Below are 17,518 nucleotides of genomic sequence, written 5' to 3'. Positions count from 1 at the left end.
GATAAGTATCCTCCCTCCATTTATTCCACAGGTTTGTACATATACGTCGTAGTGTTCATGGTGACAAGGTATATTTTCCCTTCCAGTAACGTAGTAAACATGTTATACCAAATTTTTCCACAGAATTTCATTAAAATAAAAAAAGAACTTCTTCACCCGCGAAGAAATTCTTTTCAAAATATAAATTATGTTGTTTTTCTCAACTGTAAATACTGCCGGAAAAAAGTAAACATCATATAAATGGAAAGCAATCCGAGCAAAAACAGTCCGAACACGATCAGATGCTGCCAGTATGCGGTATGTTTCCATGATAGATGGTATATGTCGTAAACGAGCACAGGTGTGACAAAAATGAACAGCCAGAAGAAATCTATTTTCCCCGCTTTATCTCCCGCCCGTTTCGGCCGGTAAGATATCATCGCAATGATAAATGCGATATAACCAATGACGGCTGTTGCCAGCAGCACGGTTCCGTTCATATGGAGTCCATAACGGGCCTGCTTCCAGGCAGCGGCCAAAAACAGCAGCATGCCGACAAACCCGCAAAAACTGCTAAACAATTTTTTGTTTGTTTGGGTGGAACCCGCGTCACGCCATGACAGCACAATTGCCCATACATGGATGATCACAATGAATGGCAGCATTACCCAAAATGCTCGTTTCATAAATGGATCTATCATCATCGGTATAAAGCCTAACAAGTCAATGACAAGAGCGAACAACCAGATCGTCGACTTCGGATTGAGCGTGAACGTGAATGTTTGGAATTTTTTCATAGAATTATAGTTAACTCCTTTTAAAAACAAAGTAAAAAACGAATACCCCATTGTTTACCACAACAAAACTTCTATACAGACTATACAAAAAAACACTAGTAAAATCCAATCAAAAGAGCGGTGGAAAACTTTACCTCCAAGTACAAACATAGTAGATTTTCAGCCTTGCACCCATATCTGCAGGTAATAATAAGCCGTTCGTTGCCCCCTCATCATCATTTTTATCGATTATATAGTTGGCAGGGAAAACTGACATTCACTGCTGCCAACATAAAACGAGAGAGGAAGGATTACATGGCAAATCCAGAACAAATCACCCAACAGCAAGTTACGGTAAAAAGGGAGAGGCAGCTGCAGTATGAACGTTATTTTCAATATGCAAAAATGGGGCCCGTCATTCCCGGGCTGCATCAGGATCTTGTACCACAGGGTATTACCTATATGGCGGAAAATGATTGGCTGATCATGTCTTTTTATCGCACAAGCAACCAAGCAAGTGTCCTGGCGATTGTAGAGGCGGCATCAGGAAATTATGTAAAGGCCGTGCATTTGCAAAACGAAGATAACACGCCGTATCATGGACACGCTGGCGGAGTCGCTGTCAGCAGCCAATTTTTATTCGTGACCTCAGATCACACATTGTTCTACGCACCGCTGGATGCGCTGGTAAATGCTGAAAATGAGACATCTGTCCAGTTCACGGGCAGTTTGCCGATGGAAACACGCGGCTCATTCACCAAAGTAGCAGATGGCGTCCTTTGGGTAGGTGAATTTGCTTTCAGCGGTTCATACCTCACAAGAGAAAAACATCATCTTTATAATAGAAATAATGTGCTTTACCAAGGATGGATGATGGGATACGAGCTGGATCCGGCAACAGGCTTCATTCCGGTAAATACACCTTTGGACGATGACGGACAATACGTACCGGATTATATTTTATCGATTCCTTATCGTATCCAGGGAATGTCCATTTCGCAAAAGGACATTGTTTTGAGCCAATCCTACGGCAGAACAGCCGACAGCCATCTGTTCATTTACAACAATCCATTGGGGGCGCCCCCCCATCAGTATGTGGCACTCGGCGGCAGACAAGTGCCTGTCTGGTTTCTCGATAATACCATCCAGAAAGATACGCTGCTTGCCCCGCCAATGTCGGAATCTATCGTTCTCAAAAACAATGACTTATATATTCTCTATGAATCGGCGGCAGACCAATATGTGCATGACTGCAGCTACCCGCTCGACAGGCTTGGCGTCATTGACATGAATCGACTGGACGAAGCAGACAGTGATGATAATTGTGACGAGATACCAAGAAAGCATGCAGGCAAACATATCCTGATCGGTAATAAAAAAATTGGCAAACAAATCATCAACCATATCCAAAACATGCATGATCTGAATATGTAAAGGAAGCAATGGTTGGCCGCTGCCGCCGCGCTCAGGGACTGCTTGACCTATGAACCACGCTGCATGGGGTTAATGCCATATCGAGCTGGGTCATACGGTCGATGAAACACTCTTCACAAGCTTGATCGTCATACTCTGTGGGTCATACGGCCGATGAATCATTCTTCACAAGCATTATCGCCATACGCTGTGGGTCATCCACCTTATAGCTTATAGAGCGCGCATCGTGAGAACCATTTAAACAGCCAAAAAAAGCCAGAGGGTCTCTTTTACACTGCACCCCCAATTGTTAGACAAACAACAATTGGGTTGCAGTACAGTCCCTCTAGCTATACTTTCAATGCTTCCAGCCAGGCAGCGGCCATTAGCTGCCTCCCGCTGTCGTTCATATGTACACCATCTGTTGTCAACCGCTGATTGGGATATCTTTGCAAATGACTGGTAAAGATATGATGCAGCGGTACAAGCGCCGTTTCATAGGCCAAACTCATTTTTTTCACAATAGCTACGTAATCCTGCAACAGTCTGTTCCCTTTGGTATCGGCATCTTCCCCGATAATCGTCGGTTCCATGAGAATCACTTTGGTATTTGGCCGGTCCTGCAGTGATGTTAACAAGGCATGATAGATTTCCTCGAATTTTCCTGGGTCAATTTGTTCCATTTCAGGGCGGTCGAGCTGCCGCCACACATCATTGACCCCAATGGAAATCGACACCACCTCTACCTGCTGTTCCAGTATGTCCGCCTGCCAGCGTTCCTGCAGATCTGTTATCCGGTTTCCACTGATCCCTTTGTTGATGATTTTTAGAGTATTATCCGGGTACTTCGCCTGTAAATAATCATGAATGATTCGTACATATCCTTCACCAAGCATATTTTCATCTTGGAAACGCCCATCTTCTGTGATACTGTCTCCAATGAAAACGATGCTTTCACCCATCTCTCGTACTGGCAATGTCACCCCTCCTCACTCTGCATTCTTATCGTCTTCCAGTGGGGAAGTTGTATTCCAGGCCGCTACAGAGCTTTCATCTCCGCTGGAAAATTCGTGATCAACCCGTCTACTCCCATATTTCGGTATTGCTCTGCCCACTGGCGGTTGTTGACGGTGTAGGCATTGACTTTGATGCCACGCTGATGTGCTTTTGTGATCATATCTTCTGTGATGTAAAAATGGTTCGGGTGGATACTATACGTCGGAACACCTGTGTTTGCAATATAATCAAACAGGTTAATCAAGTTCATATGGAAAATGAAACCGATCTTCGCACTCTGGTCTAGTTCATATAAACGCTTCAGGCTGAAGTGGTCGAAAGAAGAATACATGACCCTGTCTTGCATATTGTACTTATAAACCAGTTCTAATGTATTCACTTCCAAATTCATCGGCATATCGGGGCCATTTTTTGTCTCTATATTCAGCCGGATCGGCTCATGCTGGACCAGTTGGAGCACTTCCTCAAATGTTGGTATTCTTTCCCCTTTGAAATCGGAAGAAAACCAGGAACCGAAATCATATTTTTTCAATTCATCCACCGTCAATTCATGGATAAAAGCCTTGCCATTGCTCGTTCGTTTTATTGTTGCGTCATGGCAAACGACCGGAATACCATCTTTGGAAAGTCTCACATCCAGCTCGATAAAGTCCGCCGCTGCCTCCACAGCTCCGCGAAATGATGCCATTGTGTTTTCCGGACAATATGCCGAGTTTCCTCTATGCGCCATGATATCCATACGCTATCCCTGCTTTCTGTCAAAGTTTGAAACAAAGACTGTAAGCGCCGCAGACTTTGTTAATGCCAGGCCTTCAAAACAACCTGGCCATTACCGCAAAAGGTATTTGTCAATCGCCTTGGCGACACCAGCTTTATTGTTTGTATCTGTTACAGCATCTGCAATTTCTTTCAGTTTCACATCCGCATTTCCCATCGCGATGCCCGCTCCCGCCGATTGTATCAAACTGAAATCATTCAGATTGTCTCCAATAGCCATTACTTCTTTCATCTCATAACCAAACCGCCTGCAGATTTTCTCCACACCATACCTCTTCGTTATTCCTCTTAAGGAAATCTCCAAATTCGTCGGTGCAGAGCTGGTAATCTCGATATGATGCAAACTGCCAATCTGCTCTCGGATACGCGCGATTATTTTCGGATCGTGGTGGCGTATACCGAATTTCAACCAACTTCTATAGAACATAGCAGCGGTCCATTCACTGTCCTTTGTGAAGCTTTCCACACTGTATCCCCAAAAACGCGCACCGGCAGCCTGCGCAGCATCGTGAAGGAAAATGATATCTGCCTGACGGATAAAATTTCTGGCGAGCAGCACTTCTTTATCCTGCCATACCTCCGCCCCATTGGTCAAAACCATCGGTCCCTCCAGACCCGCTTCTGCCTGCAGATGCGCCACACGCTGCATCCCCCTGCCAGTCGTGAACATGACAGTGATGCCCGCTTCTGCGGCCTGTTTAATCGCTCGCTTGTTTGCCCGCGAGATTTGTTTGTCATCATTAAGCACTGTGCCGTCCAAATCAAGTGCCAAAAGCCGATAATTGTTCATGCAGCAATGTCCTTTCTGTATCAAACCGTCTTGACAGCAATCTTCACACTAGTATAATAAGTGAAACAACACGCAAAATTTGAAGGAGTACATAAGAAATGAACCCACTAAAATATGCTTTGAAAAAGAATCCCATCATCGTATCCCTTACAGAGCCTGATGATTTGGAAAAAGCGCTCGCAACCAACAGCAATATCATCATCCTTATCCAGGCAGACCTTTGCACGCTGGGAGAAACTGTCGAGCGTATCAAGGAAACGGATAAACTGATTTTCGTCCATATGGATTTGATCAAAGGCCTGAAGAGAGACGCATCGGGCATCCAATTTCTTGCTGACCATATTGGGATCGACGGCATCGTGACCACCCATTCCAACCTGATTCAGACAGCGAAGCAGCTTGGTCTGCTGACCATCCAGCGTGTTTTCATCCTGGATACCGCATCCATCAAACAGGGCGTCAAATCCATCAAGGCGTCCCAGCCCGATGGAGTCGAGATTCTTCCTGGTATCGCTGTACCGCATATCCAAAAGCAAATTAAGTCCGAAATTAAGCAGCTGATTATCGCCGCAGGCCTGATCAATTCTCATGAGGAACTGCAATACATTCTGGAAAATGGCGCCCAGGGCATATCCAGCAGTTCTTTTGAAGTTTGGCGCGCTGCATCGAAAATGGAATCATAACCGATACATGGGGGAAATGCGCATTATCCTTACTGACGTTTTCCCTCGCTGTTACGTCTGTTATTCTCTGATTCTATATTTGCAGCCAAATATTGCGAGGGAGCAGATTTGCAGAACCAGCTTTATTTCATTTCTGTTCGCACAGTGCCGACTGCATCACACAACACTTCCGGCAGTGCTTTGATCGATTCAATCATATAGTCCGGCTTATTATGTGATTCTGTCGGTATTTCTTCTTCATGCGCTCTGATCCATACTGTTTGCAAATTCGCCCTTTTGCCAAGCTGGATATCCGTATTGAGACGATCGCCGACTACTACACAAGATTCCGGAGCGACGCCCATCTGTTCCACCATCAATTCAGCAAGCAATTGGGATGGCTTGCCAAACACTTTTTCAAGCTTTCTTCCGGTTGCAGTTTCCAATGCCGCAATAATGGCCCCTGCATCCATCAGTCCCCCGTCCGGAGTCGGACAAACAGCATCCGGATTGGTAGCGATAAAATGAGCACCATTCTGGAGCGCGCGATAAGCGTTCATCATTTTTTCATAGGTCAGTGTCGTATCAAAACTGACAAGGACTGTATCGGCATGATCATGCTGCACCACGTCGACGTTCGCGTCTGCAAGCTCCCTTAACAGCTGTGATTCTCCAATTACAAACACACTGCCAAAATCCTGATGCTCTTTTAAATATTTCGCTGTCAGCTGTGCAGAAGTCACCACTTCATGTTGTTCAGCCGGCAGGTTCAGGCGATTCAGCTTTTCCAGATAAAAAGCCCTGCTGAACCGTGGGTTATTGGTTACAAACCTTACTTGCAAATGACGCTCGCGCACCCACTTCAGTGTCGCTTCTGCTCCTGGAATGGCATGATCACCCAAATACAAGGTGCCATCCAGATCAAATATGATTCCTTCAATCTTCCTCTTCATGCTGCTGCACCTCACTTGCCACATTTAAAATATCTTTCCATGTATAATGTGATGGATGGACTTCAAAGGTGAATGTCCCGCTGTATTGAATTTTTCGCAGCATCGCCAACAATTCCCGCAGGTATGATGTATCCTTTTCAGCCATCAGATGAAGATCGCTGACGCCATCATTTTCCGAGTAATGAACAGCATATAGGCGCTCTCCCAGCTGTGCGAGAGCCGACTTCAAATTTCCTCCCGCTATACGAAGATGACCGACATCCAGACAGGCATGCAACCCTGTTTTTCCTAATAAATATTGCCAATCAGCAAAGTTGGAGGCGACCACCCTCTGATCCGCCTCCGGTATCAGGTTTTCCAGGAGCAATGTCACTTGCGCTGCGGCTGCGGTCTTTTGCAGCTTGCTTAAACGTGCGGCCATTTTATCAAGCACGACATTCCAGTCTCTTTTCCCGGAGTCTTTCCCTCCATGCAGCACTGCATGTTCACAGCCGAATGTGCCCAACTTTTCCAGCAGCTGTGTCAACATCCCAACCGCCTTATCTGCTTTTTCATCATTGTCATCCGCCAGATTCAAATCCGAAAAGGGTAAATGACAGCCAGTTTTTAGTCCGATTGTGTTCGCTTTGGAGACCGTCTCGAAAATATTATCATGCTCACCCCAGACTTCGATGCCCACAAATCCGGCAGCCTTGATACGTTTCCATGTTTCTTCGTTTACATCCGGTCCAATTGACCACATGCTTAGCCACTTTTCCATAAAAATTGTTCCTCCAACTTTCTTTTATCTCACTTCTTCCAAAAGGTTCTTTTACTGAAAAAGACCGCAACTATCCCGTAAAGGAAGTTGCGGTCTCTCTATTCTCGACCTGATATGGATTTGGAATACTATTTCAGCAATTCATCAATTTTTTTCGCAGCACCTTCCAGTGCCTTTTTCCAATCATTGCCTTCATACACTTGCTCTTGGGCCGTTTCAATGATTGACCTGAATTGCTCGCCTTCATCAGATAAAGGACCACTCATTTCCGGGGTCGCGGACGTGTTGGAATTCACCTCGACAGCTGTTTTCATCTGAGGATACTTCTCATACGCTTTCTGCAATTCAGCCTCATCATTCGCTTTTTTAGTGACTGGGAAGTATCCTGTCGCAGCTGCCCACTCTGCCTGTACTTTAGGGCTGGCAGTATACTTGATGAATTCCCATGCGGCCTTCTGCTCTTTATCCGAAAGTTTGTTAGTAATGTACAGCGAGTTGCCTCCTACTGTCGCCCCATGCGGATCTACTCCTTCTGGCACAGGCAGTGGCGCTGTTCCTACTTCAAACGGCGCTTCGTCGACCATTTGTCTGACATTGGCAGAGGAGTCCAAATACATGGCAAGCTGACCCGCCAAAAACGGTGCGCGCGGATCCTCATAATTCGAACCATAGTTCTTGAAAGTACCCGCTTTGTTCATATCATCCAGCCATTTGAAAATCTTTTGGCCGCCTTCCTCTGCGACCAATGTTTTTGTTGGTTCGCCGCTGAAGCCATTGTCCTTATCCAGGTATAATTCCCCCTGATTGGCAAGCAGCTCTTCGAAATACCAGCCGATTGTAGCAAATGAAAAACCATAGTTTTTGGTTTTATCTTTTATTTTCTGGGATGCCTTTTCGATCTCTTCATACGTGGTAGGCGGATTTTCCGGGTCAAGCCCTACTTCCTTCAGCATATCCTTGTTGTACAGCATGATTGCATTGGACGAACTGAAAGGCATGGAATACAATTTGTCATCGATCGTATACCGATTGAGCACGTTCTCCTCAATGCCGGATGTATCAAATTTTTCTTTATCCATGACTTCTTGCAGCGGCTTTACAAAATCACTTTCAGCAAGGTATTTTCTATTCGTGCCTGAAGCTTGTAAAATAGCCGGCACTTCTTTATCTCCGACGGCGCGGATTTTTGTGATGGCGTCGGTGTAACCGCCTTGATAAACAGCATTCACATGTACAGAATCAGATTCTTTATTGAAATCATCTACAATCTTCTCAAAGTTTTTTCCGTTGTCACCGCTTAAAGAATGCCAAAGATCAATATTCGTTTTGTTTTTATCACCGCTATCCGCTGAACCGGAACCAGACGATGTATTTTTATTACTGCATCCCGCCAGCGAGAATGCCAATACGGATGTGAAAGCAACCAATAAAAACACTAATTTCTTCATCATATTTCACCCCTTTGATTTAACCTTTTACCGCTCCGGCCGTCAATCCTTCGCGAATGTACTTAATACCGATAAACAGTAACAGCAATGTCGGCAATAATGTCATCACGACTGCCGCCATGACCATATTCCATTGGGACGATCCTTCTTGGGCTATCAGCATCTTCAAACCGATTTGCACCGGCCGCACGCTATTGTCATTCGTCACAAGCAACGGCCATAAGTATTTATTCCATGTAGTCAAAAATCCGTAAACAGCCAAAGCGCTTAAAGACGATTTAGACAGCGGCAGTACGAATTTGAAGAAAAACTTCAACCTGGAACACCCATCCACCTGGGCTGACTCCCATAGTTCCTTCGGCAATGTCAGGAAATGCTGTCTTAATAAGAAGATACCGAATGGCAATGCAAAAAACGGAAACGTCAATCCTTGATAGGTGTTCACCCAATTCAAATGCAGGATTGTCAGGAAGTTAGGGATGATGGTGGCTTCCCACGGAATCAGCATTGTCGACAGGAATAAAAAGAAAATCAGATTCCTGCCTTTGAAAGGAATGAACACGAACGCATATGCCGACAGACTGCAGACCACTAATTGACCTACCATGACAAAGAACGACATCAAGAAACTGACCCATAAAAAATGCAGCAGCGGTATACTGTCCATCACCTCCTTATAAGCATCAAAGTTGAATTGGGAAGGAAAGATTTTACCTGCATATATATCCTTTGGAGACATGAAACTTGCTGAAATAGCATATAAAATCGGTGCGAATATCAACAGAGCAGAGATAATCAGCAGCACTGATATAAGTATTTTTTTCTTCATTGATAATGCACCTTCCTCTCCCCGATTTGGAACTGAATGATGGTTACAATCAGGATGACAATGAACAATACGATTGCTTGTGCACTGGCAAATCCGAAATGGCCATAACTGAATGCTTGCTGATAAATGGAATATACAATCAGATTGGTTGAATTATTCGGTCCCCCGCTTGTCAGCAAGTCAATTTGGCCGAAAGTCTGGAATGAACCGATCACCGCGATGATCAGTACAAAAAACAGCACTGGCGATAATAATGGAATCGTAATCTTGAACAATCTGGAGAAGTACCCTGCCCCATCGATCTTGGCACTCTCGTACATTTCTTCCGGGATGTTTTGTATACCGCCAAGCAAGATGATGAAATTGATCCCGATATGCATCCAAATCGTTGTAATCGCTATGGAAACCAATGCCATTTTGGAACTGGTCAGCCATTCGATCGGCTCTATTCCTGCCATCCCCAACAGGTTGTTGATCGCTCCTAAAGAAGGGTGGAACATGAATAGAAACACTGTCGCTCCCGCCGCGACTGAAACACCCAGGGTCGATGAAAATACGGTGCGGAAAAAGCCCATCCCCTTCATCTTTTCACTCGCTATAATCGCCAGGAACAAAGAAATGATCAACTCTCCTGGAACAACGTATAATACAAATAAAAACGTCGCTTTCATACTCTGTAAAAATTCCTGCGAGCTTAATAACTTCGCATAGTTATCCAACCCTATGAATCCCTCAGTCACTCCACCGCCTGTCACGTTGAAAAAACTGAAATACAATGTTTTCGCCATTGGATAAAACAGAAATACGAGCAGCAAAATCAAGGCTGGAGCTAAATAAAGCATCCCGATCCCAAATAATTTCCATTCTCTTTTTTGTCTTTTCTTTTTCAATGAAATATGACGATCTGTCGTCTCCATGCTGACACTCCTTCCCCCTCACAAGAACCTTATAAAGTTTGGCATCCGTTACAGGCTGGCAAATGCCACTGTTGCATTGGTGCATCAGGAGAAATTTCTTTCCCCTTCCTACTGCCAAGTATAATTGGATTGCTGCCAATTACTAGATAACCAGCCAAGTTTTTACACCGATTTTACAATCGATTGAAATTTGGCAATTTGACAGAAAGCATAAAAATCCACATAAATCTCCCTACCCAGGGAAACTTACGTGGATCTCTTATTCTCCATCCGAAATATGAAGTTAATTCTTATTAAACCAAATATTGAAAGCGTTGTCAACATGATTTTCATATTATGGCAAGTTTTTCAGGATATTTTAAACAAGTTCAGCCTTGATGCTCAAATCAGCCCCAGCACTGTCCGCGAGATATTCATCGCATGATGGTTGACTTGCAGCAGCTGGTTGACAATATCTAAATATACAGCACTGATATCAGGATTATTTTCTTTATGATTGATCAGACTATTGTAATGCTCGAACTTGATATCTTTTTCAAACTGATCAATGGTAGATTGATATTGTATATTCCCCTTCGCCATCTTTGTATCGTCATTATCGAAAGCATGCAGTGAATTTTCATACGTGGTTTGAATATGGCCCATCAGCTTCCGTAACGCTTCTACATCATCCTCATTGAACACGACATTTTTCTGGCTTACCTTGTCTGCCACACCGATGAAACGCACGACAGTGTCGCCAATATGCTCGATATCATTTAAGATATTCAGCAGCTTCACTTCACGGTTGGATTGCTCACTGGTCAAATCCCGCTGTCCCAGCTTAAGCAAATACTTTTGGATCTGGATATAAGATTGGTCGATCAAGTCCTCGACCTGCCGCAATGCACCTCCCTCATGCCTGCCATCCAGATAGTCAGACAGACGCTGAATCATATCCTCGTGCACTTTGTTGGCGAGCTTGGTTATTTCCATCTTGCTCGCATTCAACGCCTCATCCGGCACCTGCAGCATACTTTCACTCAATCGCACTGTATACACTGGCTCTTCTTCCAGCTTTGTCGGGAAAATTTTTTCAAATACCCTTGCAACCAACGGCAGCAGAGGGAAAAACAATGCCGCGATGATGATATTGAATAATGTATGGAAGTTGGCAATCTGCCGCTCTGCGTTGCCAGGCAGCAAGTCGACATAATGGGTGAGCCAGGGCAGCAGCACAAATGCCAGTATTGCTCCTGAACATTTGAATACGAAATTGAAAATGGCCAACTTCTTCCCTTCCAAATTGGTGGTCAAACTGGTGACGATCACGGGAATCGTCGATCCGACATTGGCTCCGATCACGAGCGGCAGTATCGCGTGTACGCTTAGGACCCCTGTCGAGACGAATGCGATGCCGATGACGATCATTGCAGCACTGCTATGAAACAGTACCGTCAAGACCATCGCAATCAATCCGAAAAGGAGGGGGTTTTTGGAAATAGACGTCAGGCTGTGTAAAAAGTGCGGATTTTCACTAAGCGGCTCTAAAGAAGAGGAAATCATATGAATCCCGAAAAAAATAAAGCCGATACTAAGCAAAAGCAAACCAATCACTTTCCAATTGCTCTGTTTGACAAAGATAATGAACACTGCTCCAAGAAAGATAAAGATAGATGAATAGACTGATATGTTGAATGTCAAAATCTGCACCGTGAGCGTTGTACCGATTGCCGAACCGAGAACTACCCCGAATGCTTGGGACAGGGTAATGGCTGAGCTTCCAACCAGACCGACGATCAAAATGGCTGTCACCGTGCTGCTTTGCAGGAAAAAGGTGGTGACAATCCCGCTGAATACGCCTTTCAATCTTGTATTCGTCAGCTTTGTCAGATACATTCTCATTTTGGAGGCGGCCAGCTGCTGCAGACCATTACTCAATAAGTGTGTGCCATATAGAAAAATTCCCAGGCCCCCAAGGAAACCCAGGATGCTTTGCAGTATGAATTCCATCGCAATATGTCCTTTCTATTCTTCCCGTTCTTCACATACTTCCAGATAAGTCCTTGCGACATTAACCAGATGGTCGCCAATCCGTTCCAGAAATCTGCTGATGATGATCGTTTTCAAATTACTTTCAGTAATATGTTCCTTTTCATTGATAAGATGGACAAGATTATTATAAGTTCCTTTGTTGAGCTTATTTACATGCCTATCCTGCTTGATGACATTTTGGAGAATTTGTTTGTCCTTATTGGCAATACCCTGCTTCACCCAGTCGATCATCTCTCCTTCAATGCGGAAAAATGTCTTGATCATCGGCTGCAATTCTTTCGTATCATCTACATCACTCAAAGTGACGATATTCGTCAGCTGATCGCCGATCCTTTCCAGCTCCCGGATGATCCTGTTCATTCCAAGCAGCCATTTTATTTCTTTCACGTCCAGCTGCTGCAAAGAAATAATTTCCAATATGGATTTTTCAATCCGTTCTTCATATTCATTGACATCACCTTCTGCTTTGAGAATCCAAGCTAGTTTTTCTTCTGTCGGCTGCTGTAAATATTCCGTATACAGCTCTGTCATTTGCATCAGGTTATGAAGTACCTTCAACACCCGTTTTTCAATCTTCATTCTTTTTTCCTCATAATAGTTATGTCTGGTCAACATGAAAATCACCTTCTTTTATATATTATTCATTGGAATTGTTTTCTTGCTGTCAAGCATGTCAGCAAAAACGGGCAACTAGATGCGCGCTCCTTTTTCCACAAACAATCTCCCATTATATGCAGCCATCGGCAGCATTATTATACGCTGCCAGAAAGCCCGGCAGTCTGCCGGGACTTTCACTGCAAAAGTTTCATAATAAAAAACCACAAAACTCTCCCGCAGGGCAATGTTTTGTGGATCTCAATTCTCCATACAATTTATTAAGTTAACAATCATTAAAACATATTTTGAAAGCGTTGTCAATGTCTTGATAGAATCATAAAATGATAAATATGATCCCCGGCTTTATACACAGCATTTAACATGCATTCTTCATGCAAAAAGCTTTCCGCCTTTAGGCAGAAAGCCGACTTTTGCAGCTATCATTATTTCAGTTTTTCAGGTAAAGCGTGAATGGATTCAATCAGTTGATTCAGCTTCCCCTCCACACGGTGCAGCAAGTAAAATGTCACCGCGATCGGAAAGCCGATATCCTTGATGATGGAGATCCATGCCTCGATTTCCATGATCATTCCCTCCTTGGCAGATGCTCCTTCTTGATGAAAGCGGCCAGCTTGAAAGAGCTGGCCGGTCTTACCGAAAAGATATGGGATCACTGCATATTAGCCTCGGTTCATTCCTTACATGAACCGCTGCTGCAAGATAAATCATTTGCTGGCTTGCCGGTTAAAACAATGCGATGTCTTCAGCAGTCGTTTCTACAATGCGGGCACTCTTCTTTCCTGTCAATGTCCCGCCGGAAGTGATCAAAGCGTTTTGCGCTATAATCGTATCCATCGCGTCGTTCACCGCTGCCGGGTCTGCCGGTTCAACAGGATTATCCACTGAAAAGGTCACGATTTTCTTGTCATCGTTTTCAAATTTGAGCTCCAGTTTTTTCATGACTCCCCCTCCTTTCCTGTGACATACAAAGCTGACCTGATTCAACCGTCACGCCTTGCTGTTTGTTATGCCTTGATTTCCGAGCTGTCATTTCGCACCACATTATACAATGGGCGCTGCTGCAAGCCGGCAAAAGCTTCTGCAGTTTCATACAGCTGTTCGGCAGTTGCTTCAAGACGAATATTGAAGTTTTTGCCTTTATAGACCGGCTTTCCAGTTTCTTCATCCTCCCCGTCATAAAAGACAAGGCGTAATGTTGAACGCATCACCTCTGATGCCGCCATGTGAATCACCTCCTCACCCTTATATTCGTATAGAACAGCGAGGAAGGGGCAGGTGAGGAACAGAAACAGATGGAACATACATGAACCTTAGCCTGACCAGGCGGCGCCACCCGCAAAAAAAGCTGAAATCCCAGCAAGGATTTCAGCTTTTTCTCCATACGTCATTTATTCCCTTTTGAAAAGGATCAAGAACATAAAAGTGAATACCTTCAATATCCGCTTCCAGCGGAATGGCTGCTTAAGCAGACGGTAAAACCATTCCAAATTCAAGTCGATCCAAAATTTAGGCGCCCGAGGCACCTCTCCCGTTAAGGTGTCGAAGCTTCCTCCAACGCCCATGAACAAACCTTTATCAAATATGTCCAGATACCTGGCGATCCACTGTTCCTGCCGCGGGAGTCCCAATGCAACAAAAATCAAATCGGGTTGGGCCCGTTTGATATCGGCGGCAATCCGCTCATCATCCAGGTCAAAAAAACCATGGTGATGACCTGCAATCACCAAATCAGGGAAATTTTTCGCTACAGTTTGAACTGTTTTTTCAGATACATCCTCCCTCGCTCCAAGGAAATAACAGCGCAGCCCTTTTTCATCCGCATAATCAAGCAGATCCACCATCAATTCAAACCCTGGAATCCTTTCCTGCAATGGCTGTTTTTTGATGGCTGAAGCTTTAACGATACCGATGCCGTCCGCGATGACATAGTCTGCAGACTGCACAATTTGTTTGTATTCCTCGTCTTCTCTTGTCTTCATGACGATTTCCGGATTGGCTGTGACAATGAAGGTCTTTTCCTGCTTTTGCAATGCCGGTTCCAAATGATCCTTCAGCAGTGCTTGTTTTGTCGTATTCAAAAATGCGATATCCATCATTTCGACTTTTTTCTTCAATTCCATATTTTGCAACCTTTCCAACGTTTGCGCCGCGTTTCAAGCTTATTATAATACGAAATTTTGACTATGGTATGTCACTAAACTTACAAAATTGTAATATAACTGGCATTTACGAATGAGCCTAAACATAGTAGAATAAAGTTTAGTCTATAGATAAATCAATCTTAAAAATGGTGGCATTCGCCATAGCTATATTGTATTTCCTTGCTTTACAGGAAGGTAAACCACCTTTCCTGCGAATAATCGTGCGTAATGCATCAGCTTTCTACACTAATTATAGTTAGAAGCCCATGCATACGCAAACCGGAACTGAATCCAACAAAACAGGGGAGAAATAAATAATGTCGAAAAATAACACACCGCGCCAGCCGCATACAAGACGTGTCAGAAAACGTAAATTGCGCAAGCGGGTCTTTTTCATTCTTGTTCCGCTTCTTGTATTTGTGGCAGCATTTTCTTATGCAACATATCTTTACATCAAAGCAGACTCCGTATTCTCTGAATCCTATGTCGATGACGGCAGAAAAAAGTCGGATTTGCGCGATAAAGAAGTCGATCCGGATTTTGACAATGTGTCCATCCTGATCATGGGAATTGATGAAAGCGAAAAAAGAAATAACGCTAAAGATGCACGGACTGATTCCATGATGGTCGCGACACTGAACAAAGATGACAAAAGCGTCAAACTGCTGAGCATCCCGCGAGATTCTTATGTGTATATCCCTGAAGTCGGCTACGAAACAAAAATCAATCATGCCCATAAATTCGGCGGTCCAAAAGCAGCGATGGAAACAACGGAGAATCTCCTTCATATTCCTATCGACTATTATGTCACCATTAACTTCGAAGCCTTCCTGGAAGTCGTAGATGCCATAGATGGTGTGGAAGTCGACGTACCATATGAAATGAAAGAACAGGACTCCAAGGATAAAGCAGATGCCATCCATTTGAAGCCCGGCAAGCAAACATTGAATGGCGAAGAAGCCTTGGCGTTCGCGCGTACAAGACATTATGACAATGATATTGAGCGCGGAAAGAGACAGCAGGAAATTCTGAAAGCTGTCATGAGCAAATCCGCCAGCCTGAAATCTGTTCTCAAATTCGATAACATTATCGAAGCAGTCGGAAAGAACATGAAAACGAATATGACATTCAGCGAAATGAAAAGCTTCATTTCCTATGGCACAAGCGGCAAAAAACTTTCCATCGACACCAACTCCCTTGCTGGAGAAGATTGGTGGACATACAATTCCGCTGGCAGCAGGGTATATTACTTCAAGCTGGATGATTTGAAATTGGAAGAAACAAGAAAAGAATTGCAGAAGCACCTGGAGATCAATCCAGATACAAGTAAATTCAATGATGGTCCGCAAACAAACGATGGCACTGAAGATGGTACAGACAATGGTCAAGGCGAAAATGGCCAAGATCCGAATAATAGCCAAGACCAGAATCAATACGACGGCCAGGACCAAAATCAATATAATGACCAAAACCAAAATGACGGACAATATGATGACGGCTCACAGACAGACGACGGGCAGTACTAAAAACTCCCTCCAAGGCCGACTATACCAAAACCGGCGAAGCGCTTGCTTCGCCGGTTTTGATGATTATCGTGTTTTGGGATGACGATGTCATGATGCCCCTTATCTTCATATCTCCATTTGCAGCAATTCTTGGACGGAAGTACTTTCCAAAATATCTTTCAGCGAGTATTTATATGGATTAAGTTCATATACGATTGGCCCCTGGTAGTCGATTTCGCGTAAGGCAGCCAACAGTTCTGCATGATTTTCCGGTATCAAATGCAAATCAGCGACAGCATCGTTAGCGGAATAATGGACAGATGCCAGACGTTCCCCCAAAAGGTTAATTGTTTCAGGCAGCGAATCCCCCATTACCGCCAAATGTCCTGTATCCAGGCAGGCTTGAATATCCGTCCCCTTCAGAAGACCGCACCATTCAGCAACGGTCGATGCTACAATATGCCCATAGTTAAGTTTATCCGGTATCAAATTCTCCAACAGTAATGTCACATGGTTTGCTTCAGCTATTTCACGAAGCTTTAGAAGCCTGTGTCTGACATTTTCCAAAGCAGCTTCCCGTTCTTCCGAAGACCATGCTTGCCCACCATGTATCACCGCATGCTCTCCGCCATATTCAGCCAGCTTTTCCAGCCACTGCTGGTTCACTTCTAGCATTCTGTCTCTCACACTATCATCCGGGGTTGCCAGATTCATATCATGAAATGGCAAATGCAGGCCGATTCTTAAATCACACTGCCTGGCAAATTCCAAATAATCGTCTGCACATACATGCTCTGCCCAGATCTCTACTCCGACAAACCCTGCATCTTTGATTTGGCGAAATGCTTTCAAGTCTGCTTCCTGTCCGATAGACCATAAGCTTAACCATTTTTCCATAT

General features: G+C 44.2%; 19 protein-coding genes. 3 read left to right on the top strand and 16 right to left on the bottom strand.

Annotation, left to right across the window (positions count from 1 at the left end):
* Positions 1–185 precede the first annotated feature (185 nt).
* Entirely contained in the window at positions 186–776 is a 591-nt protein-coding gene (locus ACFSMW_RS10405; protein WP_390355400.1) for a hypothetical protein, read from the bottom strand.
* A gap of 294 nt (positions 777–1,070) precedes the next feature.
* On the opposite strand from ACFSMW_RS10405, the gene ACFSMW_RS10400 reads away from it, so the two are divergent.
* The gene (locus tag ACFSMW_RS10400) at positions 1,071–2,189 is read left to right on the top strand and encodes a hypothetical protein (protein WP_390355398.1); all 1,119 of its coding nucleotides are present in this window, start codon (positions 1,071–1,073) and stop codon (positions 2,187–2,189) included.
* A gap of 329 nt (positions 2,190–2,518) precedes the next feature.
* On the opposite strand, the gene ACFSMW_RS10395 is transcribed toward ACFSMW_RS10400, so the two are convergent.
* The 3 genes from ACFSMW_RS10395 to ACFSMW_RS10385 form a co-directional block, all read right to left on the bottom strand.
* A complete protein-coding gene (locus ACFSMW_RS10395) occupies positions 2,519–3,145 on the bottom strand; it encodes an SGNH/GDSL hydrolase family protein (protein WP_390355397.1) in 627 nt (208 codons plus the stop codon).
* Between the two features lie 62 nt (positions 3,146–3,207).
* Positions 3,208–3,924, bottom strand: a complete 717-nt coding sequence (locus ACFSMW_RS10390; RefSeq protein WP_390355395.1) for a glycerophosphodiester phosphodiesterase — start codon at positions 3,922–3,924, stop codon at positions 3,208–3,210.
* Positions 3,925–4,014: 90 nt separating this feature from the next.
* On the bottom strand, positions 4,015–4,752 hold the full coding sequence (locus ACFSMW_RS10385) for a Cof-type HAD-IIB family hydrolase (protein WP_390355393.1): 738 nt from the start codon (positions 4,750–4,752) through the stop codon (positions 4,015–4,017).
* Between the two features lie 98 nt (positions 4,753–4,850).
* Here ACFSMW_RS10385 and ACFSMW_RS10380 point away from each other — a divergent pair, with 98 nt between their 5' ends.
* Positions 4,851–5,435 carry a glycerol-3-phosphate responsive antiterminator gene (locus tag ACFSMW_RS10380; RefSeq protein ID WP_390355392.1) on the top strand — a complete coding sequence of 195 codons (585 nt, stop codon included), beginning with the start codon at positions 4,851–4,853 and terminating at the stop codon, positions 5,433–5,435.
* Between the two features lie 122 nt (positions 5,436–5,557).
* Here ACFSMW_RS10380 and ACFSMW_RS10375 read toward each other — a convergent pair whose 3' ends face one another.
* The 11 genes from ACFSMW_RS10375 to ACFSMW_RS10325 all read right to left on the bottom strand — a co-directional run bounded on the left by ACFSMW_RS10375 (position 5,558) and on the right by ACFSMW_RS10325 (position 15,093).
* Positions 5,558–6,367, bottom strand: a complete 810-nt coding sequence (locus tag ACFSMW_RS10375) for an HAD-IIA family hydrolase (RefSeq protein WP_390355390.1) — start codon at positions 6,365–6,367, stop codon at positions 5,558–5,560.
* The gene (locus ACFSMW_RS10370) at positions 6,351–7,127 is read right to left on the bottom strand and encodes a sugar phosphate isomerase/epimerase family protein (protein ID WP_390355389.1); all 777 of its coding nucleotides are present in this window, start codon (positions 7,125–7,127) and stop codon (positions 6,351–6,353) included. The genes ACFSMW_RS10375 and ACFSMW_RS10370 overlap by 17 nt, the downstream gene beginning before the upstream one ends.
* A gap of 128 nt (positions 7,128–7,255) precedes the next feature.
* A complete protein-coding gene (locus tag ACFSMW_RS10365) occupies positions 7,256–8,578 on the bottom strand; it encodes an ABC transporter substrate-binding protein (protein WP_390355388.1) in 1,323 nt (440 codons plus the stop codon).
* Positions 8,579–8,594: 16 nt separating this feature from the next.
* A complete protein-coding gene (locus tag ACFSMW_RS10360) occupies positions 8,595–9,404 on the bottom strand; it encodes a carbohydrate ABC transporter permease (RefSeq protein ID WP_390355386.1) in 810 nt (269 codons plus the stop codon).
* Positions 9,401–10,321, bottom strand: a complete 921-nt coding sequence (locus tag ACFSMW_RS10355; RefSeq protein WP_390355385.1) for a carbohydrate ABC transporter permease — start codon at positions 10,319–10,321, stop codon at positions 9,401–9,403. The genes ACFSMW_RS10360 and ACFSMW_RS10355 overlap by 4 nt, the downstream gene beginning before the upstream one ends.
* Positions 10,322–10,702: 381 nt before the next feature.
* Positions 10,703–12,313 (bottom strand): Na/Pi cotransporter family protein, encoded by a 1,611-nt coding sequence (locus ACFSMW_RS10350; protein WP_390355384.1) that lies wholly within the window; start codon positions 12,311–12,313, stop codon positions 10,703–10,705.
* 15 nt (positions 12,314–12,328) lie between these two features.
* Complete coding sequence (locus tag ACFSMW_RS10345; protein WP_390355383.1) at positions 12,329–12,970, bottom strand: phosphate signaling complex PhoU family protein; 642 nt, start codon at positions 12,968–12,970, stop codon at positions 12,329–12,331.
* Positions 12,971–13,395: 425 nt separating this feature from the next.
* The gene (locus ACFSMW_RS10340; protein ID WP_390355454.1) at positions 13,396–13,530 is read right to left on the bottom strand and encodes a YvrJ family protein; all 135 of its coding nucleotides are present in this window, start codon (positions 13,528–13,530) and stop codon (positions 13,396–13,398) included.
* A 166-nt stretch (positions 13,531–13,696) separates the two neighbouring features.
* On the bottom strand, positions 13,697–13,912 hold the full coding sequence (locus tag ACFSMW_RS10335; protein WP_390355382.1) for a DUF2922 domain-containing protein: 216 nt from the start codon (positions 13,910–13,912) through the stop codon (positions 13,697–13,699).
* Between the two features lie 65 nt (positions 13,913–13,977).
* Positions 13,978–14,196 carry a DUF1659 domain-containing protein gene (locus ACFSMW_RS10330; protein ID WP_390355380.1) on the bottom strand — a complete coding sequence of 73 codons (219 nt, stop codon included), beginning with the start codon at positions 14,194–14,196 and terminating at the stop codon, positions 13,978–13,980.
* A gap of 165 nt (positions 14,197–14,361) precedes the next feature.
* On the bottom strand, positions 14,362–15,093 hold the full coding sequence (locus tag ACFSMW_RS10325; protein ID WP_390355378.1) for a WecB/TagA/CpsF family glycosyltransferase: 732 nt from the start codon (positions 15,091–15,093) through the stop codon (positions 14,362–14,364).
* 338 nt (positions 15,094–15,431) lie between these two features.
* On the opposite strand from ACFSMW_RS10325, the gene ACFSMW_RS10320 reads away from it, so the two are divergent.
* Positions 15,432–16,640 (top strand): LCP family protein, encoded by a 1,209-nt coding sequence (locus ACFSMW_RS10320; RefSeq protein WP_390355377.1) that lies wholly within the window; start codon positions 15,432–15,434, stop codon positions 16,638–16,640.
* 105 nt (positions 16,641–16,745) lie between these two features.
* On the opposite strand, the gene ACFSMW_RS10315 is transcribed toward ACFSMW_RS10320, so the two are convergent.
* Positions 16,746–17,516 carry a sugar phosphate isomerase/epimerase family protein gene (locus ACFSMW_RS10315; RefSeq protein WP_390355375.1) on the bottom strand — a complete coding sequence of 257 codons (771 nt, stop codon included), beginning with the start codon at positions 17,514–17,516 and terminating at the stop codon, positions 16,746–16,748.
* Positions 17,517–17,518: the final 2 nt, after the last annotated feature.

The organism is Tigheibacillus halophilus, assembly GCF_042683165.1.
GTDB lineage: Bacteria > Bacillota > Bacilli > Bacillales > Amphibacillaceae > Tigheibacillus > Tigheibacillus halophilus.
This window is presented reverse-complemented; position numbering and strand designations above follow the sequence as displayed.